Annotated in this window: 17 protein-coding genes, 1 tRNA gene and 1 riboswitch; of the genes, 10 read left to right on the forward strand and 8 right to left on the reverse strand. The window is 52.6% G+C overall.

Annotated features, from left to right (window positions below; translation table 11 throughout):
- Positions 1-6 precede the first annotated feature (6 nt).
- The 7 genes from ACKPCT_RS16295 to ACKPCT_RS16325 all read left to right on the forward strand — a co-directional run bounded on the left by ACKPCT_RS16295 (position 7) and on the right by ACKPCT_RS16325 (position 7,124).
- Entirely contained in the window at positions 7-960 is a 954-nt protein-coding gene (locus tag ACKPCT_RS16295; RefSeq protein WP_090069041.1) for an ABC transporter permease, read from the forward strand.
- Positions 960-1,805 (forward strand): ABC transporter permease, encoded by an 846-nt coding sequence (locus tag ACKPCT_RS16300; protein ID WP_319567411.1) that lies wholly within the window; start codon positions 960-962, stop codon positions 1,803-1,805. The genes ACKPCT_RS16295 and ACKPCT_RS16300 overlap by 1 nt, the downstream gene beginning before the upstream one ends.
- Entirely contained in the window at positions 1,802-2,614 is an 813-nt protein-coding gene (locus ACKPCT_RS16305) for an ABC transporter ATP-binding protein (protein WP_319567412.1), read from the forward strand. The genes ACKPCT_RS16300 and ACKPCT_RS16305 overlap by 4 nt, the downstream gene beginning before the upstream one ends.
- A complete protein-coding gene (locus ACKPCT_RS16310; RefSeq protein WP_090069032.1) occupies positions 2,611-3,363 on the forward strand; it encodes an ABC transporter ATP-binding protein in 753 nt (250 codons plus the stop codon). The genes ACKPCT_RS16305 and ACKPCT_RS16310 overlap by 4 nt, the downstream gene beginning before the upstream one ends.
- A gap of 28 nt (positions 3,364-3,391) precedes the next feature.
- A complete protein-coding gene (locus ACKPCT_RS16315) occupies positions 3,392-4,174 on the forward strand; it encodes a DUF1684 domain-containing protein (protein WP_090069028.1) in 783 nt (260 codons plus the stop codon).
- Positions 4,175-4,755: 581 nt separating this feature from the next.
- Positions 4,756-6,279, forward strand: coding sequence for a S1C family serine protease (locus tag ACKPCT_RS16320; RefSeq protein ID WP_319567413.1), 1,524 nt, complete (start codon positions 4,756-4,758; stop codon positions 6,277-6,279).
- A gap of 290 nt (positions 6,280-6,569) precedes the next feature.
- On the forward strand, positions 6,570-7,124 hold the full coding sequence (locus ACKPCT_RS16325; protein WP_319567414.1) for an NUDIX domain-containing protein: 555 nt from the start codon (positions 6,570-6,572) through the stop codon (positions 7,122-7,124).
- Here the strand turns inward: ACKPCT_RS16325 and ACKPCT_RS16330 are convergent.
- Positions 7,099-8,247 (reverse strand): hypothetical protein, encoded by a 1,149-nt coding sequence (locus ACKPCT_RS16330; RefSeq protein ID WP_319567415.1) that lies wholly within the window; start codon positions 8,245-8,247, stop codon positions 7,099-7,101. The two genes, ACKPCT_RS16325 and ACKPCT_RS16330, sit on opposite strands and share 26 nt — an antisense overlap.
- Before the next feature lie 804 nt (positions 8,248-9,051).
- On the opposite strand from ACKPCT_RS16330, the gene ACKPCT_RS16335 reads away from it, so the two are divergent.
- Entirely contained in the window at positions 9,052-9,684 is a 633-nt protein-coding gene (locus tag ACKPCT_RS16335; RefSeq protein WP_319567416.1) for a recombinase family protein, read from the forward strand.
- A 1,086-nt stretch (positions 9,685-10,770) separates the two neighbouring features.
- Here ACKPCT_RS16335 and ACKPCT_RS16340 read toward each other — a convergent pair.
- From ACKPCT_RS16340 to ACKPCT_RS16355, 4 genes are all read right to left on the reverse strand, one after another.
- On the reverse strand, positions 10,771-11,367 hold the full coding sequence (locus ACKPCT_RS16340; protein ID WP_319567417.1) for a BRO-N domain-containing protein: 597 nt from the start codon (positions 11,365-11,367) through the stop codon (positions 10,771-10,773).
- Positions 11,368-11,891: 524 nt separating this feature from the next.
- Positions 11,892-12,515 (reverse strand): hypothetical protein, encoded by a 624-nt coding sequence (locus tag ACKPCT_RS16345; RefSeq protein WP_319567418.1) that lies wholly within the window; start codon positions 12,513-12,515, stop codon positions 11,892-11,894.
- Positions 12,516-12,712: 197 nt separating this feature from the next.
- On the reverse strand, positions 12,713-14,257 hold the full coding sequence (locus tag ACKPCT_RS16350) for a DUF6538 domain-containing protein (protein ID WP_319567419.1): 1,545 nt from the start codon (positions 14,255-14,257) through the stop codon (positions 12,713-12,715).
- Positions 14,258-14,353: 96 nt separating this feature from the next.
- Positions 14,354-14,440: transfer RNA gene (locus ACKPCT_RS16355), tRNA-Leu, on the reverse strand.
- A gap of 298 nt (positions 14,441-14,738) precedes the next feature.
- Between ACKPCT_RS16355 and ACKPCT_RS16360 the strand changes: the two genes are divergently transcribed.
- Positions 14,739-15,713 (forward strand): complex I NDUFA9 subunit family protein, encoded by a 975-nt coding sequence (locus tag ACKPCT_RS16360; protein WP_319567420.1) that lies wholly within the window; start codon positions 14,739-14,741, stop codon positions 15,711-15,713.
- 39 nt (positions 15,714-15,752) lie between these two features.
- Here ACKPCT_RS16360 and ACKPCT_RS16365 read toward each other — a convergent pair whose 3' ends face one another.
- The 3 genes from ACKPCT_RS16365 to ACKPCT_RS16375 form a co-directional block, all read right to left on the reverse strand.
- Positions 15,753-17,750, reverse strand: a complete 1,998-nt coding sequence (locus tag ACKPCT_RS16365) for a beta-N-acetylhexosaminidase (RefSeq protein WP_319567421.1) — start codon at positions 17,748-17,750, stop codon at positions 15,753-15,755.
- Positions 17,751-17,911: 161 nt separating this feature from the next.
- The gene (locus ACKPCT_RS16370; RefSeq protein ID WP_090069025.1) at positions 17,912-18,820 is read right to left on the reverse strand and encodes a DMT family transporter; all 909 of its coding nucleotides are present in this window, start codon (positions 18,818-18,820) and stop codon (positions 17,912-17,914) included.
- 124 nt (positions 18,821-18,944) lie between these two features.
- Positions 18,945-19,130, reverse strand: a riboswitch (FMN riboswitch).
- A gap of 156 nt (positions 19,131-19,286) precedes the next feature.
- The gene (locus tag ACKPCT_RS16375; RefSeq protein WP_090069024.1) at positions 19,287-19,739 is read right to left on the reverse strand and encodes a DUF2852 domain-containing protein; all 453 of its coding nucleotides are present in this window, start codon (positions 19,737-19,739) and stop codon (positions 19,287-19,289) included.
- A 440-nt stretch (positions 19,740-20,179) separates the two neighbouring features.
- Between ACKPCT_RS16375 and ACKPCT_RS16380 the strand changes: the two genes are divergently transcribed.
- Positions 20,180-21,568 (forward strand): ActS/PrrB/RegB family redox-sensitive histidine kinase, encoded by a 1,389-nt coding sequence (locus tag ACKPCT_RS16380; protein ID WP_319567422.1) that lies wholly within the window; start codon positions 20,180-20,182, stop codon positions 21,566-21,568.
- The last annotated feature ends 11 nt before the right edge of the window (positions 21,569-21,579 follow it).

Consider the following 21,579-nt stretch of genomic DNA (forward strand, 5'->3'; position numbering starts at 1 on the left):
CCGATCATGCTAAAATATCTCATTCGGCGGCTGGTGATCCTGCTTCTGTCCCTGTTCGTCGCCTCGGTCGTTCTGTTTATTCTGTTAAGGCTGTTGCCGGGGGATCCCGCCAACGCCCTGCTCGGAGTCGGGGCGACGCCTGAGCAGATTGCTGCCGCACAAGCGCAAATCGGGTCGGACCAGCCGCTGGGCATGCAGTTCCTCACCTATCTGGGAGATCTCATCCATTTTGATCTCGGAACCTCCTTCGTGTCGCGCTCTTCCGTCTTGGATGAAATTACGCGCCGCCTCAGCGTCACCCTGCCGCTGGCGCTGTCTGCCTTCTTTCTTGCTCTGCTGATCGCCGTTCCATTGGGTGTCTTTGCGGCGGTCAAGGCCAACCGCTGGTATGGGCTCGTTCTCTCGATCATTTCGCAGATCGGCATTGCTGTGCCGGTTTTCTGGCTCGGTATTCTGATGGTCTATGCCTTCGCCCTCAATCTGCGCTGGTTGCCTTCGGGCGGTTTTCCCTTGCGCGGCTACGCTGACCCGGGTCGCGCCATCGAATCCATGGTGCTACCGGTATTGACCATTGCGCTCATTATGTCCGCGTCCCTGATGCGCTATGTCCGCGCCACGACACTGAAGGTGCTTGGGTCGGACTTCCTGCGCACGGCGCGAGCGCTCGGCGAAAGCTTCCCTGAGGCCTTTATTCGCCATGGGCTACGCAATGCGGCCGTGCCGGTTGTTTCGGTCCTCGGTATCGAGCTTTCTACCACCTTCCTTGGTGCCGTGGTGGTCGAGCAGGTTTTCTCCCTTCCGGGCATGGGATCCATGTTGCTGCTGGGTATCCAGCAACGCGATTACCCCAATATTCAGGGTGTGCTGATTGTCTCGACCTTGCTGGTTCTGCTCACCGGATTTTTGGCTGACATCCTGCAGCGCCTGCTTGACCCGCGTTTGCGTCAGGAGGCCCGCTGATGTCTGCTTCCAAGTCAATTCTCACCCGCTTCTCGGGCACCAACGCCACCTTCTGGCTGGGGCTTCTTCTCGTGGGCACCATCACCCTCACCGGCCTTCTTGCCCTTGTCTGGACCCCTTATGACCTATCCGACATGGTAGCGGGTCGGCTGGAGGCGCCGAGCTGGCAGCATTGGGCTGGCTCTGATCGTCTTGGCCGCGATCTGTTCACCCAATTGATGATCGGTGCACAGATCGCCTTGATTGTCGGCTGTAGCGCCGTTGCCATTGGCGCTGCGATTGGTGTTACCACGGGCATTCTTGCCGCTTTTGCTACGCGGTTTCTCGACGACGCCCTTGCTGCCTTTTTCGATATCCTGATCGCTTTCCCGACACTTCTGACCGCCATGCTGGTGGTGGCGGCAAGCGATGAAGCCTCGCTTGGAACAGCCATTCTGGCGCTTGGTATCGGCCTGTCGCCTATTGTCGGACGGATTACGCGCCTTCTAACCAAGCAGGTGCTGTCTCAGGATTATATCACGGCAGCCCGTGTTTCCGGCTCATCTTGGCCGTCGATCGTCTTCTGGCACATTTTGCCCAATATCCTGCCCTTCCTTGGGGTCAATCTGGCGCTGCAATTCGGCCTTGCCGTCATGGCGGAAGCGTCGCTCTCCTATCTGGGGCTCGGGGCACCACCGCCCAACGCCTCCTGGGGTCGCATGCTGCAAGAAGCGCAAGGCACGGTCTATACTGCGCCTTGGGGAGCAATCCTGCCCGGCCTTGCCATCTTTGCGCTTGTGATTGGTGTCAATCTCCTGACCGACGGTCTGCGTGATCGTCTCGATGCATCCCGGAGGCAGGTATGACGCAAGATCTTCTCTCAGTACAAAATCTTTCCCTTTCAACCGCCGACAAGGGGCTGGTCAAGAACTTGTCCTTTACCATCGCCCCCGGCGAACGGTTTGGCCTGATTGGCGAAAGCGGGTCGGGCAAATCGCTGACGTCGCTGGCAGTATCCGGACTTTTGCCACCATCCATCAAACCCAGCGGGCGGATTATTCTGGACGGGCAAGAGATTGTCGGCGCGCCAGGCAAACAGCTCGACAGCCTGCGCGGCGATGCCGTCGCAACCGTTTTTCAGGAGCCACTGACGGCCCTTGATCCGCTGATGCCATTAGGCAAGCAGATTGCCCTGCCCTTGCGCCGTCGTTTGCGTCGTGAAGGCAAACCCAGCGGACGCGCCGAGGTCAACAGGCATATGCGAGATCTGATCGATCAGGTGCGCCTTCCCGATCCGGAGCGGCTTGTGCGAGCCTATCCGCATGAAGTCTCCGGTGGCCAGCGCCAGCGTGTGGCGATTGCCATGGCTCTTGCCTGCCGCCCCAAGCTGCTGATCGCCGATGAGCCGACCACAGCCCTCGATGTGACCACGCAGGACCAGATCATCAAGCTGTTGACCTCTCTGGTCGACGAGTTGGGCATTGCCCTGATGTTCATCAGCCACGATCTTGCCGTCGTTGGGCAGATGGTAGAGCGTGTCATGGTCATGCGCAATGGCGCATGCGTAGAAAGCGGCCTGGCGGCTGATGTTCTGACGACACCCAAGGACTCCTACACCCAAACTCTGGTCGATGCGGCCCACCGCTTCGATGCCGCTCTGGAGGGTCGTTCATGACGTTGCTCAGTGTTGAAAATGTAGGCTTTTCCTACCGCTCCGGAAAACCAGTGCTGGAGGACATATCCTTCACAGTCCCGCGCGGGGCCAATGTTGGACTGGTGGGAGAAAGCGGATCGGGCAAATCAACCCTGTTGCGCCTTCTGCTTGGCCTTGATAGCCCGCAGAAGGGCCGCATTCTATTTGATGGTGCGCCGTTGGAGGCTCGCAGTTCAGGCTACATGCGTAGCTATCGCAAACGGGTGCAGGCGGTGTTTCAAGACCCCTACTCTTCGCTTGATCCTTCCCATCGCATTCTGCGCATCATCACGGAGCCTCTTCGCGCGCTCAAGATTCCCGGCGATCATCGACAGATGGCAACAAAAGCCATCACGGCCGTCGGCCTGGCACCAGACAGCCTTGAACGCTATCCGCACCAGTTTTCCGGGGGCCAGCGCCAGCGTATCGCCATTGCACGGGCCATCGTTGCGCGCCCAGATCTGGTTTTGGCTGACGAGGCCGTGAGCGCGCTCGATCTCTCCACCCGCATCCGCGTGGTAGATCTGTTCGAGGAAATCTCCGAAGCAATGACGATGGTCTTCGTTTCCCATGACATGGGCGTTGTCGCAGCGCTTTGCGATCAGATCGTCGTGCTTGATAAGGGCCGCATCGTCGAAGCGGGGTTGACCAACGATATCCTGCGCGCTCCAAAGCATCCCTACACGCAAAGTCTGCTTGCCAGCATCCCCCGCATGCCAGCTGGCTCCTGATAACAAGAATGATAAGAAAGGAACGACGATGACAGTTTCATCAGACTTCAAAGCCGCCCATGAGGCATGGTTCAAAACCCGCATGGACAAGCTCACAGCCGAAAATGGCTGGCTCAATCTGGTTGGCCGTTGGTGGCTGACGCCGGGCAAGCTGACCATAGGCAAAGGCCTGACCAATGATATTCAGCTGCCCGTTGGCCCAGAAAGCCTTGGTACGCTGACCTTCAATGGCGATGATACCGGGCTGTTCGAGCCAACAGCTGGCGAAGCCATCGCGCTTGATCGGGCCGCAGGAACCTTCTCGTGGGAGTGTGATCGCTTCCTTCTCGAGATCACTGTCAGCAACGAGCTGCGTGCCCTTCGTATTCGCGACAAGGAGTCAGAAAAACGCCAGCAGCCCGTTGGTATTGAGTTTTTCCCGCTGGATCCTGCCCTCAGAATCACCGCGCGCTGGGAAAAGCTGCCCGAGCCGATGGACCTGACGCTGGACACCATCATCGGGTTGCCGGTCAAGGTGCCGGTCACGCATGTGGCGAAGTTTGAATTCGCCGGACATCAGATGGCGCTGCTCTCCACCTATGGCACCGCTGATCGACCGCAATTTGTAATCCGCGACCTGACGTCCATGGATGACACCTATGAAAAGTCCCGTTTCATCTTCGGCGAAGAGGTGACTGAAGATAGCGTCGTGATTGACTTTAACCGGGCGATCAATCCGCCTTGTGCCTTCACCCACCATGCCGTCTGCCCGCTGCCGCCGCGCGAGAATCTTTTCCCCGTGCGCATTGAAGCAGGCGAACGTCGCATCTGATTAGCTAACGGTGTTTCGGATAGTGTTTCGATCAAAGCCCGTGAGATACCCTCTTGCGGGCTTTTCTTGTCATCTGCGGATTTGAAGCCCCCGCGGCCCAATGGTGCTCGATCTCCAGAGACACTTCAATATGCCTCTGCTTGAGTATCTGGGGATCTTTTGTCTTGAGGGATCGTTTCTCTTCCCGTTTCCTGACAACGCACCGAGAGGCTCTGGAACGACCTTGCGATAGTCGTAAATGCCGGTCTTGGGATGCTTGAAAGGGTGGGTATTGAGAGGACCATTGTACCACCCGTTTGTACCACCGGGTGACAACCAAGCCATTGAAAGAGCTTTGCTCTTTTCTACCATTCAATTTTAAGGATGAATGGTGCCCAGGAGAGGATTGGCTTAGTTAACCCGATATATTGTTTATTTTCAAATATTTAAATTCTTTTCATCAGAGCTGCTTTGTACCACCGTTTTGGACTTCTGTCGAGCTGCCAGCTAGCACCATTATCGCATTTTGCCTGTCTGACTAACCTTTTGAATTCACACCATCGCCATATTCAACGTTGAGATAAAATACTTCGAATTGAGCCTTGCAGGGCAAATGGATTTGCACGATTATTGCTATGCAGTCTTTGGTTGAGTTCGCTATGTCAGTCTACCGTATTCTCTTGCGTCTTCTTGTGTTGGTAAACTTATTGGCCTTCGCGACCATCGCATTGCCTAGCCCGACCACTGCAGCTTCCAGCCGAACAATCCGTTCTTGGTATTTCCAATCAATGACGCAAGAAGAACGGATGCATCTGCAGATTCATCTTATCTTGACCAGCGATTATGATGGCGTGATTGACGGCGACATTGGCAACAGATCCATCCGATCGATACTGCGCTATCAGAAAGCCTTGGGGGCAAACCCCACAGGAATGCTGACGGATAAACAATTGGTTCAATTGAAGTATGATGCCAACACGGTATTTGACAGACTGAACATTCAGAACCATTACGATGCCCGTGCGGGCTTTGGTCTGTTTTTGCCTTTAGCTTATTTAGACGAGTATCAAGACACTAGAAGAGGGACACGTTTCTACAGTCTTCTGCACGATTTAGAAGTCGAAACCATACGTATTGATCGCCCCAAACGTAGCTTAAAGCAGGTCTACGACAGGATGGTATCTCTCTCGGGAAGGCAAGTTACATACTCAACTTTTCATGGCAATTGGTTCGTTGTGACTGGCGTTGAACAATCACGAAAATTCTATTCGCGCTTCTACACGAACGGTTTGGATCAACGGGGCTTCTCGGTGGCATATGAGCACCAGCTCGATCAGATTATGTCTCCAGTTGTCATCCTCATGTCCAATGCGTTTAGCCCATATTCAAGTCGTAACGACAACGTCAGGTCCGCACCAAAACAAGCCAGAGCCTTGGAAGATCGCAGGCAATCCCCATCACAAGCAGTGCCAAGTCAAGAAAAAGAAGGGCCCTCCTCCGGAACAGGCTTTTTTGTCAGTGATGATGGGTATATAGCGACAAACGCTCATGTCGTTAAAGGCTGCTCAAGGCTCGATGTCGAAGGCTGGGGAACTCCGCAGATCATCGAGGTTGATGAAACAAACGATCTGGCTGTGCTGCAAGTGAAAAAGGGAGATCGCCAGTTCCACTCCCTCAAACTGAACATCTCCGGTGCCAAATTGGGAGAGGACATCTTGGCTCTTGGATATCCACTGAGAGGCCTCCTTTCGGAAAACAGCAGTGATCTGAGCGTGACCACCGGTGTTGTGAGCACATTGGCAGGACTTCAGGGAGATAGGCGCTACCTGACCATTTCTGCCCCTGTGCAGCCGGGAAACTCGGGTGGTCCGCTTGTCAATAGAAGCGGAGAAGTCGTCGGAATTGTCAGCGCCAAGCTCAACGCCTTAAGAATGATGATCTTGACCGGTGACGTGCCTCAGAATGTCAACTTCGCAGTTAAAAGCCAGCTACTCGCAGGGCATCTGCTTATCGCAGGCCTCTCACAGTCTGATTATGAGAGCACGGGGGCAGAGAAATTCAATGAGACCGCTGAGCTCGTATCGTCGTTGAAAAGCAGCATCGTAGCGATCAGCTGCACCCCGTGATGAGCTTCTGTGCACAATGTCGAAAAGACACTGATATAGGCAGGAAGGCGAAAAGACAGGCTCCCATGAAGAATGATCCCGGCGCGATGGGTACCCCACCCTAGACACCATCATAAAGTATTGAAATATATACTATATTAGATAATTTGCAATAATTGCTTCGTACCACGCTACGAGAGACCTCTTACTGTGTACAGCATGTTGGAATAAGACCCAATTTGCCATTCGCAAAGGATTTATGCATAAGGGAAAGGTTTAGCGAATTCGGGCCAATTAACTGAGAAAATTCTATGAGCACTAAACGACAAATTCGTACTATCCGCGAAAACCTCGTATTTGAAAACAAATGGTTACGTTTATATAATGACGAGGTCCAGTTTCCCGACGGATCAACCGGAACATACATATTTAAAGAGTGGACTGCCCCATACGGTGTGGCCATCGTTATAACAAAAGGATCTGAGGCTCTATTACTTGAAAACCATCGCTACAAAGAGCAAAATGCCTCCGTGGAAATTCCTCAGGGCTTTGGTGAAGTAAATGAAACGCCATTGTCAGGGGCCTTGCGTGAATTGTCAGAAGAAACTGGGATAACAGGAACCAATCTCGTTTCAATCCGTTCACTAATCTCATTCGGACAAGCAAAAAAGACGCATGTGTTCCACGCTATTGCTCATTCAAAACTCACTAGCCCATCAAATCCTGAAGCCTCAGAAGTGCTCGGAAAGGCCTTCTGGATCGACCTAAGAAATTTCGATGCAAATACAGCCAGTTTAAACGGCATTTTCGATCCGCTAACAGTTGCTAGCCTAATGCTAGTCAGGTCGGAGCTTGATTTGGATTAACTACGACTTCATTACGATTTCGGTTTCCGGCAATTTTCTCTGTAACCTTGACCAGTTTGGGGAACTCAGGAAACGTAACTTTCTCACCAATTTTACGGAGCTGGATTTCCCGTTGCGCTTCGCTAATCTCATTTAGCCTAAACTCATCTTGGTTGACTCGCTTGCGCAATTTAGAAACCGTAAATGTCCCAAATGCTCCAGCAGCTATCCCCATTGGACCTGCCAGCGCGACTCCAAGCGCACTTAAAGCTGAAGAAACAGAAAAACTAAGCATCTCCGATGTTGCATCATCAGCCAAAGACCACCGCTTTTTAATCGTAGTAATATCAGCTTTTTGCGCATTAGCAGGTTTCCCAAACTTCTTAATAATGCGGTTCTCTATCGTTCTACGGAGTTCGATAAATGCAAGTTCAATTTCATCGCGCTGTCTCACTGGCTCGGAGGCAAACTCCGACAATTCATTAAAAACTTTAAACGCAACCGAAGATCTGATTGCAGCGATGTCATCATACTGAAAACGAGCTAACGCACCTGCAATATATTCAGCAGTCAAGCACACTTCCTCACGTTGGATTGTCTCTTCTTCAGTCTCCCCAATCGACACATCACGAACAAGATCGAAATACTCAGCCTGACTTGGTGCATAAACCGGTGAAAGAGAATATGCTCTTGGCAGGTTAGACACATAAGCCGCATCTGCAACGCGATCAATGAACATCCGCTGGGCTTCCGAAATTTCGCCAACTTCACTTGCCAAATCATTTGCAAGATTTTTGTTTAAGTAGATGCGACCAATTTGCTCAACGTCTTCACCATCAATCGCTTTGTTGCGTAGAATCTCTGCCTCAAGAAGCTCTTGAAGAACCGTCCGCTCCGTAGCGGAAAATAACGAGGCAGAAGCCTCTCCTAAGAGCACACTGCGCACTGTTTTGGAGTAGAAATTGGCCACATTTTCATAGTGCCAAGCCTCTTTAATCCCTCTCTCTTGTACCAAAATCAGTTCTTGGCTTCTGCTATGAAATGAAGAGGCAGGCAATACTGCCTCATCAAACTTGTTGCTGTTAACAAACTGCTGATAAACTTCATCAATGCTGAGAAGATTTCCTTTGAACGAACGCATCAAGAATACGAAGTCTCCCGCCTCCACAAACTCAATGAATGTCGGATCATTTCGCAAAAGCCAACGCAAATTGCGGGATGTCAGGATTTGATTGTCAGTAAAGGATAGTTTGTGATTCGTGCACAACAAATAAACCAAATGAGATCGGAACGAATTGACGAGCCGATGATCAATACTGATTGCTTGATTGGGATCCGAGAACAACGAGTATGAGTTTCGCATGATGACACGCCTCAAAATGGGAAATTTGTGTATCAATGATCATAATTGACCCGCAGGGAGATTCAAGTTGAACCGTCAAATCAATGCAACTTTATGCAGCGCTCACAAACTTGCATGGCTGTAAATCGACTTCCAATTCATACATCATCTATGTAGGCTTATCTTAAGTTCGATGTACTCTAGACTCCATCACGGGTTCAGCCTGTGTACGAATATCTACTAGAATCCCAATTGCAATTAGATTGGTCTTCAACAAATCAATAAAGGGAACAGCCCCGGCCTAAAAAAGTGCCTTTGGTTTTGAAAAAATTTCTGAGCCAGTATTCGTATAGCCGTATGAGCAGAGTTACCCCGTCCCCCATAGGTCTAGCGCTCAAAGGCCATCGGCTGCAGCATGGTTAGCAACTGCAATGGTTCCGTGCTTCCCTTCTCCCGTTTCCACATCAGCGCCCTCACTCGTCTCCTAGCCCATACCTGTGCGTACATACCAATGCGTCTCCTAAAGTGCGTCCTCTAGGGTTGATTTTAGGTTCTGGACATGCATTTATGTGGTCATAATCCATATGGACAAAACAAAAGGACGCCATGACCACCATCTTCTATGCTCGTGTCTCCACCGCAGACCAGACCCTAGACCATCAGATCACCCAAGCCAAAGAGGCCGGGTTCAAGATTGATGATATGGTGTCTGACCACGGCGTGTCTGGTGTCTCAACTCGGCTCTGTGAGCGGAGAGAAGGCAAGCGACTATTCGATCTCCTCCGATCTGGAGACACCCTTGTTGTCCGTTGGGTTGACCGTCTTGGCCGCAATTACGATGACGTGACCGACACCATGCGGGATCTGCTCAGACGTGGTGTAACCATCAAGACGGTTATCAACGGGATGACCTTTGACGGCTCCAAGGATGATCCCATGACGGTGGCTGTAAGGGATGCCCTGATTGGCTTTATGGCTGCGATGGCACAAGCCGAGACAGAGACCCGCAAGGCTGCCCAAAGAGCTGGTATCGAGGCTGCCAAGCAGAAGGAGGACAAGTACAGGGGCAGGAAGCCAACATACAGCAGGAAGCAATTCATGCAGGTGCAAGACATGCTGGCCAGCTCCGCCACTATCTCCAACATCGCCAAGGAGACCGGCCTGACGAGGCAGACCATCTATCGCATCAAGGATACCCCGGAGACCTGTGAGAGGTCACTGGCCTTGTGGGGCATGTAGCAGGGCAGCCCCCCTCATATGTACGAGACAGCCTTTGACCTCACCTTCATGTCACCTCTCGAAAAAGCAGAGACCGCTCTTCGGGGAGCAAAGGGGCTGCCTCGGTGATGTTTCTTGCCGGTCTGAGTCAGTTCGGGGACCGGTACGGGGGTAGTCGCCTGAGCTGTTAATCCGATTGGTGGCTCAGAAAATTATGTCTGAAATTCCTGGAGTCATCCTTGGGCATCACCAGAGAGCAGCCTTGATCTCCTTCAGGTCATCCCTCAAGCCCAACTGAAGACGATCGCTGAAAGAACACCAGCGGAAGACCTTGAGACAGCAGACAAGAGGGAGAACGGATAGCGGTTGCTGCAGACTGGTCACTCTTCAAGGCTGGAAAGGAACGTACAGCCAAGGAGCAACCAAAGGGGCAGCTTTTGGGGAAGACAGGAAGGGAACCTGAGAGATCAACCTGCTTGGTGCAGAAAAGTGGGACAGCACAGCAGGGATCTCAATCAGGTCATTCTTGAAGGGATGGTGTTGGTGGTTACACCCTTGGGAAACCAATGGAGCACCTATAGGTACCTTAAGGTAATCATTAGGTAGACTATAGTTACACCTTAAGGTGAACCCTAAGTGCCTTCGGCCACCCTGTCGAGGACGCAACCTTATTTTCCCATCTCCAAACCATTGTTATTGCTTGTCTTTATGAGGTGATAAAAGGTTCAGCCTGACGGTGCCCAAGGGTGCCATCCTCCTCCAACATCCTCCAACATGGTCTCCGACATCAGGCTTGTCTCTGTATGACTCAGAGGAGCCGCTGGAGGTCTTTCTTGGTCCTTCAGGTGTCTGTTTGCTGTGATCTGAGAATGCTGCTCAGTGACTCCATGAAGCACATACAGAGCATAGTCATCACTAAGATGGTTTCTCTTGATCACTTGTCCCTTATTGACCCACTCATTGTACCCGTGCGGTTCCTTATGTCCATCTGCTCTCTGAGCTAGGTGGCTGCCACTCCCTGCTAAATGTCAGTATGGGAGCGGCTTTGATATTGAGGCAGAATTCCAAGAGCTCCCACACGGTAACCGGGGTCAGGCTTAGGTCAACCTAGGTTAGGCTCACATTCCGCTGTGCGAGGCGCTCATTCTTTTCACTCTCCAGCTCGACCTGCGCCTTCAGTCCTTCAAGGACGTTTTGGGTCATCTCCTCAAGGCTCATCTCTCCCTTGACCGCCGCAGCAGCAGAAGCGTTATACTGGCCTGTCTTGCGGATTGTCGGCAGAACATCACGAGTAACCCAATCTTGGAACTTCTTTGCTTCGGGCTTGTCAGAGCGCATCACCAGCTTGTAAAGACCGGATTCTGAAATAACGAGCGCCTTAAACCTGCGTGTCCCGCCACCACGAGAATTCCCCTTTATCTGATGTAGGGTATGCTCATCTTCATCGAGGCATCGAATTGCATTGCCCGTATTAACTGAACCGTCAGCCTTCATGTACATGCCAAATGTTTTAAGGACATCAGCAGCAACGAACCAAGGCTCACCCTCAATCTCCAGCATTCGGACGGTAAGGCAAGCTCCTTCTTTGGTTTGAAATGTAATCGTCTGCATGTGAGGGCCGGACTTGGCAGGCGCAAACAAGGTAACGTCGGATCGGTCATTGCTTTCTGCGACAGTAGTGATCTCGGTCGAATTACGAGGCATGGTTGAAGATCTCCTTTTTCGAATTTTGGCATAGCACTTCGAAGGGCGTCCATCGAACGTGCCTGTGTTGGCGAGGACGCAACCTTTTTCGTCTTGTATCTTGCCCAAAGCCGTCGAGGAGCGAATCCTCTGACCTGTACCAGATACCACCCTCAAAGAATTCCCCTTTATCCAATGCAAACTAACTGTCAGGTCCCCTCGTCAGATCTGCCGCCATCACGTGAATTCCCCTTTATCTGATGCGAATTTGAGTTCACAACCTTCTTTGCTGATTGCAAAATCGACCGACTAAGTACTCCGTCCAACTGTGGTTAGCTCACGGCCCAAACTATATGCTCCACACAGGGGAGGCAGAAAAATGATAGAGATGGCCACAGAGGCACAGAATGGCAGGCAGAAGCTTTTTAAGCACAACGGATAGATGTAACTATTAGTGTCAATGCCGACAGCTCTAGCCGCAGCGCCCCCCCTGATCAAATAGCTTTCTCTTTATCAATTTGCCTACCAATTGATAGAGCCCGGAGTCACCATGTCAAAACCCAGTAAAGTTTAAGAGAGCCCCAGGTCAGAAACACATAGGAAGACACGACCAGCACAATCGAAATGCCCGTTATTATGTGCCCCCAGAGAGCCGCTCGCCCACGCCCCTTGTGCTCAGTGGCATAAGGCCAAGCCCACGTTATTTGATATGCCGCCGTTGCGTAGGTGTAAAATTGTTGGGCAAAATATGCGAAGCCGGTAGCGAAGGCTCCAAATAGAAAACCGAGGAAGTAAAGAACCACAGTCCAGCGGATCTCTTGAAACGTTATTGCGTCTCCAGTTGGACTCCTCAGATTTGGCAACACCCCTAAGAGTCCGGCTATGGCCGCAGCATTGACGATTGTTACAGTTCGCAGAGCACTCAATCCATGCTGAATAGTGGCGTCGAAAGAGTGCAACTCGCCTTCTTGAATTCGGCGATATATGAAGTTCCGCTCCGACAACAGTCGTTCTAGGAAGAAGTTTCTTAGGCTCTCTTCAGCTTGAATTTTCGCAGCGGCAATTTCAGGAGGCCAACTGCCTGCTTCAGAGAGCTTACTAATGCCCTTCTGGTGCTCATTGATAATTTTCCAGAATGGATCTTCCGATCCTTTCTCTTCTTCAGACATGCTAATTGATCCAGATTAGGGATGTTTTGTTTAAGCTTAACACGCATAGATAGAGCGGGGAAGCTGGAGGCGGCACAAGACTAGGATGGTGGAAAGCCAATGAGAGTCACAGCAAAGATCCGCAGCGTCTATACAGTCGCAGTCGAGGGCATGATAAAAACAACAGATTCTCAAATCCGTTGCAGATGCCATTGCCGTCAAACCTGTCTCGGGATCTTGTCCATCGCCCTTTTCTGAGCTTTGATGGTGACATCGCCATAATCATCAGACACACGGCCTGATGAATGCCCCTGTATGGCGTCACAGATACGTGGGTTAAGGCCCTGATCCATCCAGATAGTCTTGAAGCGGTGTCTCCAGCCGTGATTGGGCTGCACTTGGGGATCTGGAACGACTTCTCGGGCGAAATCGCGCACTCTGTTCGTGACAGCCTTTATAGATCCGAGCGGGTTATCCTGATTGACCCTCTTTCCTTTGACGCTCACGAACAGATAGCCATCTGCGGCATTGTCGATCAGCTCTGCAAATCCTCGTTCCAGAAGATGCTCATGAACTACCACCTGCCTTGCAGTCTTGGTCTTAATGGTTCCGGCTTCTGGAGTAAGGTTGATCACCCAAGTCTCACCGATCTTGCGAACATCCTGCTTGCGCAATTGGGCGACTTCACCAACTCGGCTACCCGTATAGGCACAAATCCACGGTATCCAGCGCTTTGCCAGATACATCTTCTCGCCCATGGTGCCACGTTGAACATGATCACACGCCGTCAGGAGGCGCTTAGCCTCTTCGTCCGTAAAACCTTTGGGACGAACGGAAACACGCTTGCCGACCTTCAGGGTAATCCCCTCAGCTGGATTGGAAGGCACCAATAGGTTTACCTTGGCCCAACCAAAGATTGTCTTCAGGCCAGCCAAGTCTGAGTCCTTGACTGTTTTGGCTGAGATTGCCTTGCCCGTTCGCGAATTGACCTCGGACAATCGTGCATCCTTGTAAGCCACGATATCTTCGGGCGTCACACGACGAGGATCATTGTGCTTCAGGAACTTGACTAGCCGAATGATAACGCTGCTATAGGACTGATAGGTTTTGGGAGACAGTCCAGCAGCCTGAGCCTCTTTCCACCACCGCTCCAGCAGTTCTTCAATGGTGACTTTCTCCCTCGATTGCTTTCGCTTTGATAAGGCTGCCCCTTGGTTGCTGTCCTCAGCTTTCCATTCTGGGAACCGCTCAGCATCTGGATCTGGTCGATAATCCCCACCAGCATTGCGTTGAAGCTGCCCAATGGCCTGAAGGATGGCGTCACTAGCTGCTCGGAGCAATTGCTCACGACTAGGACCATCGACATTCAACCCTTCTTTGGCCAAAAGCTCGTCAACCGTTTGGCCGTACCATTGGTCAAGTTTCCCCTTTTCCCTTGCCTGTTTATCGACACGCTTCAGATGTTCCCATGTCTCAGGGCTTCCCGGCTCTTCAGCAAAGCGTTCAGTCGCATCCCGGTAGAGAATGCCGCTTAAGGCAACGATCTGTTTATTGGAGAGATTGGTCGCAGGTTCTGAGAGAGCGGCCCAATGGCGCTCAATCTCCAGAGACACTTCAATATGCCTCTGCTTAGCGATCTGGGGATCTTTTGTTTTGAGAGAACGCTTCTCTTCCCGTTTCCCAATTGCAGCTCTGAGAGGCTCTGGGACGACCTTGCGGTAGTAGTAAATGCCGGTCTTGGGATGCTTGAAAGGTTGGGTCATTGAGAGGACCATTGTACCACCCGTTTGTACCACCGGGTGACAACCAAGCCATTGAAAGAGCTTAACTCTTTGTGACCATTCAATTTTGAGGATGAATGGTGCCCAGGAGAGGACTCGAACCTCCACTTCCATACAGAAACTAGCACCTGAAGCTAGCGCGTCTACCAGTTCCGCCACCTGGGCACTTAAGGTGTGAGGGGGTATTTACGGCTCCTGCATGCTATTGTCAACGCATAGATTTTGAAAAAATGCACAATTCACATCATTCCTGTTTATTTTCGTTTGGAACGGTGAAAAAGTCCGATCAGATGATGATCTTGCCCCTACTCGCGCGGGGAAAAATCACAGATGTCGACTTATGCCCAGATGTATGTGCGTGGATTTTCGTATAGAAACACAGTAGGTTGCAGCAAGTTCCTTGCGATGGGTGGATACGGGCCACAATCGCTTGCGTATAAAGCCCAAATCAGGAGAAAGCACCATGACCGGTCAGGCAGGAAAAATTGTTACAGTTTTTGGTGGCTCAGGGTTTTTGGGGCGCCATGTGGTGCGGGCGCTGGCCAATGAGGGGTATCGCATTCGGGTCGCGGTCCGTCGCCCAGACCTCGCAGGCTTTCTCCAGCCGCTGGGCACCGTGGGACAAATCATGCCGATACAGGCCAATTTGCGCGACCCGGCTTCTGTGGCGCACGCGATTGAGGGCAGTGATGCTGTCGTCAATCTGGTCGGGATTCTTTATGAAACGGGCAAGGCCACCTTTGACGGGCAGCACCATCTTGGTGCCAAGGTGATTGCCGAGGAGACCGCAAAGGCAGGCATCGATCGCATGGTGCAGATTTCTGCGATCGGGGCTGATATCAATTCGCCCTCCGCCTATGCCAGTAGCAAGGCAAAGGGCGAGCAAGCAGTACTCAGCGCCCTGCCAGACGCCATTATCGTTCGCCCATCGCTGTTGTTCGGCCCGGAAGATGACTTCTTCAACAAGTTCGCTTCCATGGCGAAGCTGTCGCCCTTCCTGCCTCTTGTGGGTGGTGGAGACACCCAGTTCCAGCCCGCCTTCGTGGGCGATGTGGCTCAGGTGATTGCGCTGGGAGTCAAGGGAGATCTTGACGCGGGTGCGACCTATGAGCTGGGTGGGCCGGAAATCAAAAGCTTCAAACAGCTTCTCGCCATGACACTGGATGAAATTCACCGTAAACGGCCGTTGCTGCCATTGCCTTTCTGGATGGCTTCGACCATGGGATGGTTTTTCGAGAAATTGCCCATGAAGCCGGCTTTGACGCGGGATCAGGTGACATTGCTCAAGAGCGACAATGTGGTTTCCGAGCAGGCCAGTCTGGAACACCGGACCTTTGAGGGGATCGGCATCACGCCACTGGCCATTGAGGCCGTTATCCCCTCTTATCTCTGGTCCTATCGGCCCGGCGGGCAATATGAAGCCAACCGCAGGGCGTAAGCTTGCAAAGGCTATTGGCTGCCCGATCTATGACATGCCCTATGCCTTGATTGTTTCAGGCAGGGTTGGCATGAGGCGCTGACGCGCTTCAAAGCTTGACCATTGCTTATGCTCTGGCAGTGTCCATGCGCTTTCAGCAATGGCTGAGAGGCGCGGGAAGACCATATGATTGAAGCGGGCTCGGCTGATCAGATTTTCGCTCCAGATCCCGCCCTGAATGCCGACAAGCAAATCTTTGTTCTTGCCCAAAGATGCCTGCGCATCAAACTGATAGGTATCGGCCGGACTCGACGTGCCAGCCCAGCTCAAGCCCGGCTCCTGCCAATTGGTCGATTGGGCCATATCGAGATAGTAAACCTCGCCCGGGCACATGACGACCCGATAGCCCTGATCGGTCAGATCGCGAGCGCTCTGAGCATTCATCCAGGCCATCAGGGTGACCTTTTCTGGGTCGACGCCTCCGCCCTTGGCCGCTTCCTGCCACGCGAACGGCACCTTGCCTGCGTCCTCCAGACGGTTGACCACAAAACGCAAAATAGCGGCCTGCATCTTCATGCTGTCCGGCTTGCCATCGGTATCCAGCAGCCCCTTGGCCTTTGCCCAACTGTTGGCGCCACGCGAGCCAACCCACGCACCATGGGGAACTTCATCGCCGCCGATATGGACGCAGGCACCAGGGAAGAGATCCGCCAACTCGCCGAAGATGGATTCCAGAAACAGCCATGTCGCTCCAAGGCCGGGATTGAGTGCATTGTTGACATAGCCCTGCACCGAGGCATTGCCCTGCATGGCGCTGGGGTCAATCAGTTCGGGCAGAGCCATCATGGCCGCGTGACAATGGCCAGGTACATCCACCTCAGGCATGACGTCGATCTGCAGGCTTGCTGCATGGGCCAGAATATCTCGCACCTGCTCTTGCGTATAAAAGCCGCCATAGCGCGCAGCCCCAGCCCCATGCTGGGGCAAAAGCGCCAGCCCGTGGCCGCGCCAAGCGCCAATCTCGGTCAGGTGCGGATAGATTTTGCTTTCCAACCGCCAGCCCTCGTCATCGGTCAAATGCCAATGGAAATGGTTCAGCCGATGCCACGCAAGACAATCCAGAAAGGCCGTTACGGTTTCTGCGCTATAAAATTGGCGTGAGACATCCAGATGCATGCCCCGCCAATCATGGATTGGCCAATCTTCAATCGTGCCGTTGGCGGGGAACGCGAACAGCGCTGGCTCCTTTTGCGCCCCGCGCCAGATTTGGGCGAGGGCTATGAGAGCATAGAAGATCCCCTTGTCATCGGCGTTGATGACAATCTCCTTGTCCGAGAAAGTCAGCCTGTAGGCCCCTGCCCGCGCGTCATCTTTTGCCCTCTGCCCGCCATCAGTGGCAAGGCGCAGCGTGATGCTGGAGGACGCTTCACCAAAGGGGGGCTTTTCGCCAAAGAGCCTGATGTAAAGCGCGTTCACTCTGTCGCCGACATCTTTCAGAGACTCATCCAGCGCAAAAGCTGAGGGTGCAGCCTCGCGCCATGCAGCTACCGAGCTTTGATTGGGCATTGGCAGCATGGCCAACATGGGTGCGGTTGGAGCGGTCTGTGAGGAGGGTTCTGCCTTTGTCGCGACATCCGCTTGTTCATCACTGCCCTCAGCAGTCTCATTCTCGGGGCGCAAGGGGTCGCAATCGATATCGATGGTGCTGTTATCCGGCAGAATCAGGAAGGCCGAGGACGGCCCGTCGGTGCAGTGGTTCGGCTTGTGAGAAAGCACAGGGATCGTGATCTGCCACAACAACCCATCTGGGCCTGCCTTGAGGGGCGCAAGAGGCTGCAGCTCATGATAGTTGGCCGTGCGTGCAATATAGTGAGCGCCGATCAGCTCGGTTTCAGGCGGGATGCGAGTGATTGCCGTATAGGCCAGACGCACAGTGGCCGGAAAGGCCGCATCCGGCGGGGCGAGCAGGCTCAGCACCATCTGTCCGGTTTTGCTGTTGTCATCAATCCATTTGCTACGCAGAAGCAGGTCTGTATTTTTCTGGTCGCTACGGGCCATGTCGCACCTCCTTTGATGCTATCTACTGCTCCTGTTTTTATTGAAGAATCATGTCCATGAAAAGAAAAAAGGGGCCACACAGGCCCCTTCGTTGCATCTTGTATCACTCGTCTTTGCTTGCAAGCCAAAACCTGTCTGGGCCTGTTTGGGGCTCTGTCGGCTTAATAGTCTCGCGCTTCGCGCCTGAGGATATAGAAGGAGGCCGCCAGAATGAGTAAAGCCCCCAGCCAGAACTGGCCAACCGGCGCAAAGCCGAAGACCACCCAGCCAAACAGCACGTTGAAGGCCAGTTTGACATGGTCAAATGGCTGCACATAAGCCGCATCCGCGATCGCATAGGCCCGAGCGCACAAGAGCTGAGCCAGATAAACCAGCAGGCCGGAAAGCACGATGACGCCCAAAGCCAGCATGGAAGGCATCACCAGATCACTACCCAGCAACATGAAGGCATTGACCGGGCTCATAAGCAAGAGCAGATAGATGGTCACAGTTTCGGGCGCCTCGTCATCGGTGAGCGTCTTGGTCATGACAGAGGTCGCAGCCCAGAAGGCAGCCGCCACAACCGGCCAAAGCGCGTGCAGGGAGAAGGCATCGGACCACGGTGCCAGAATGATCATGCCACCAACAAAGCCCACGATGGTCGCGGCCAATCGATGAGGTCCGACCTTTTCATGCAGGAAGATATAGGCCCCGAGAGTAACAAAGAACGGCGATGTCATGATCAGGGCGATGGCCTGCCAGATGGGCACATAAGCCAACCCCGCTGTCCAGGCTTGGGTGCCCAGCACGGCGAACACCACGCGCACTACATGCTTGCCCACCTGATTGGTACGAGCCGCTTTGAGACCAACTTTGAGCAACCATGGCAAACTGAAGAAAAAGGCAATGAAATATTGCCCGAAAGCGACGATCAGCGAGCTGACGCCCAGCTTCATCGTCAGATATTGCGTTGAGAGATTGACGAGGGCAAAGGCAAGACCAGCCAGAACCATATAGATGGCGCCCCACACCGCGCCTGAGCGCATCAGTGGCACGGTCGCCGCGTTGGTAGATTGGGAAATCTGATTCATTTCGCATACCTAAAACAGATCCCTCATCCATTGCGGATGAGTGAACCAAAGCCAAAAGAATCAGGACGCACGGACAGCTAAGCCTTATCTCACCGGGAGAGCCTCCTGATGAAACATGCTTTTGTCACGTTCTCTTTCATCCGGACTGTTACCGTCGGCTCTGGAATGGCACCAGATCTGCTGACCGTTCGAAAGAGACCATGAGCCACCTTCCAAACGCGCTCGCGGGCTGCAAGAGCGGGTTGTCGCACTGCGTTAACACCCCTCTTTCACCGCCGGTGGGGACTTTCACCCCGCCCCGAGAACAAGGCTCACCTCAGGACACCTGGGCTGAGCTGCGCTAAAATGGGGGAAATCCGCGAAAATTGCAAGTAGGGATTTATAGATAGGTCTGATGAACAAAATCGATGCATCAACAAAAAAGCGGGACCATTGTCCCGCTTCGTTGCTTCCGGTCTTGAAGCTATCAGCCTTGATACGGATTGTCCGAACCGGACCCGCCTGCCGGGCCATATTGGTTGGCATTGTGGCGCGCTGCCATGAAGCGATCGAATTCTTCCTTGTCTTTGGCACGATGCAGTTCGGCCAGAAACTCTTCGAATTCTTCTTTCTGCGCTTCCAGTTTGCGGCGCTGTTCTTCCAGTCGCTCCAGCTCTGCCTTGCGGTATTCATCAAAAGCCACGTTGCCGGTTCTTTCAAACCCATGGGAACGGTGACGATGACGATGGCCACAGCCTGAGCCTTTGAATTCGCGGTCTATTCTCGTCTTGAAGTCCTTGAACATTTCACGCATTTCATCACCCCAGATAATATAGGCCAACATTGCAAGACCAAGCGGCCAGAAGAGAATAAAGCCAAGTATCATCAGAGCTACATGAGAACCCTTCCAAGATGATTTGGCTGTTGCACTGTGTGACATTGTCTTCCTTTCGAATGGTTTACGTCTCATTTATGCATTGAACTTGAAGTATTCCCTCATGAATATCTCTAAACTGTTCAACGCTCTCTCACACAACAAGAGGTGGGTAAGTAAAAACCGAAGTTCAAGATATTTTTTGTTAAATATATTTTTGCCTTCAGGTCTTGAAACGGCGCAAAACCTACCATTCGCACGTCAAGATTCGACCTTGGTTGGCCGCTGAATTCCGTCGTTTTACACCGACAGGTTCTTTTTCACCAAAGTGTCATCTCAAAGGCATTCCTGTGGAGCGGAATTTGCGATAGAAACAATCAAGTATTTGCAGCTTTTATAGAAACAAAACCTTGTCAGAAGGGGTCAAGGGTCATCACGCCTGCTGTTTTCAGCCAGATTTCGACTGCCATGATGATTTCTGAGACCAGAAGAGCCTACGGGAAACGATGCTTTTTGCTTCTTCATCCGATCCGATATTTGCAGACAGACAAATAAAGCTCGACACGCTTGTGCGGCTGCGCTGGTTGGCCATTGGTGGCCAGGGAGTCGCTGTTCTCGCTGTTTCGGAAGGATTTGGCTATCGATATCCTGCCCATTATTGCCTCTATCTGATCGGGCTTTCGGCTCTGCTCAATCTGTTCTTGCAGATGCGCTTTCGCAAGAGCGTGCGTCTGTCGCCCCCGCCGGCGACTGGACTTTTGAGCTATGACGCAGCCCAGTTGGGCGGGCTTCTTTATCTGACGGGGGGCCTGCAAAATCCGTTTGCGTTGCTTCTTCTGGTGCCCGCAGTGGTTTCAGCCACCATGCAACCGGCGCGTTTTACCGCTTTTCTTTCCACCCTCATCACGCTGATCGCCACCGCGCTTATCTTTTTCCATCATCCCCTGCCATGGGCCGAGGCCACGCCGCCCGATCTGCCCAAGCTTTATGTCTATGGCATCTGGATTGCGCTCATCGTGACCATGCTGTTCCTGAGTGTCTATACTTCACGCATTGCGCGCGAGGGCCATCAACTGGCCAACGCCCTCTCAGCCACCGAGCTTATTCTTGCCAACGAACAGCATTTAACGAGCATTGACGGTTTGGCAACGGCTGCCGCCCACGAGCTGGGAACGCCGCTGGCCACGATCCAGCTAGTGGCCAAAGAGCTTGAACATGAGCTCTTGGAAGATGATCCGATCTTTGAAGATGTGTCGCTTATCCGCTCTCAAGCCGAGCGCTGTCGCGACATTCTCGGCAAATTGCGCTCTCTTTCTGGCGATGATCACAGCAATTTCACCAAGATGCAGTTCGAGGCGCTCATTTCGGAAATTGTCGAACCTTTTGAAAATCCGGATGTCACGATCGAACGTATATTCCCAGAGAATAAAAGCGATCAACCCATTCTCATGCGCAATCCCGGTCTGCTCTTCGGACTGGGCAATCTGGTGGAGAATGCCGTCGACTTTGCACGCAGTCGGGTCGTTCTTGAATCGCAATGGACCGATAGCACCATAACGCTGGTGATCGGCGATGATGGTCCGGGCTTTTCCGAGGCAATCATGACGCGCCTTGGCGATCCCTTTGTGACAAGCCGCATGGATAAAGGCCAAGTGGATCGCGATGCAACCTCCGGGCCAGATTTGGCACGAAGGCAGAAGTCGGGGCTCAATGGTGGCGGGTTGGGTTTGGGCTATTTCATTGCCAAGACCTTGCTTGAGCGCAGCGGCGCCAAAGTAACCATTCGAAGGAGTGGAACAGTTCAAAAGGAAATAGTGTCAAAAAAGATAAACGAAATCAGTGGAGCAGTAATCGAAATCACTTGGCCCCGCCTTTTGCTTGAGGCAGATCAATAAAAGCGGCAAAT

Origin of the sequence: Cohaesibacter marisflavi (assembly GCF_963665895.2) — a bacterium.
Classification (GTDB): domain Bacteria; phylum Pseudomonadota; class Alphaproteobacteria; order Rhizobiales; family Cohaesibacteraceae; genus Cohaesibacter; species Cohaesibacter marisflavi.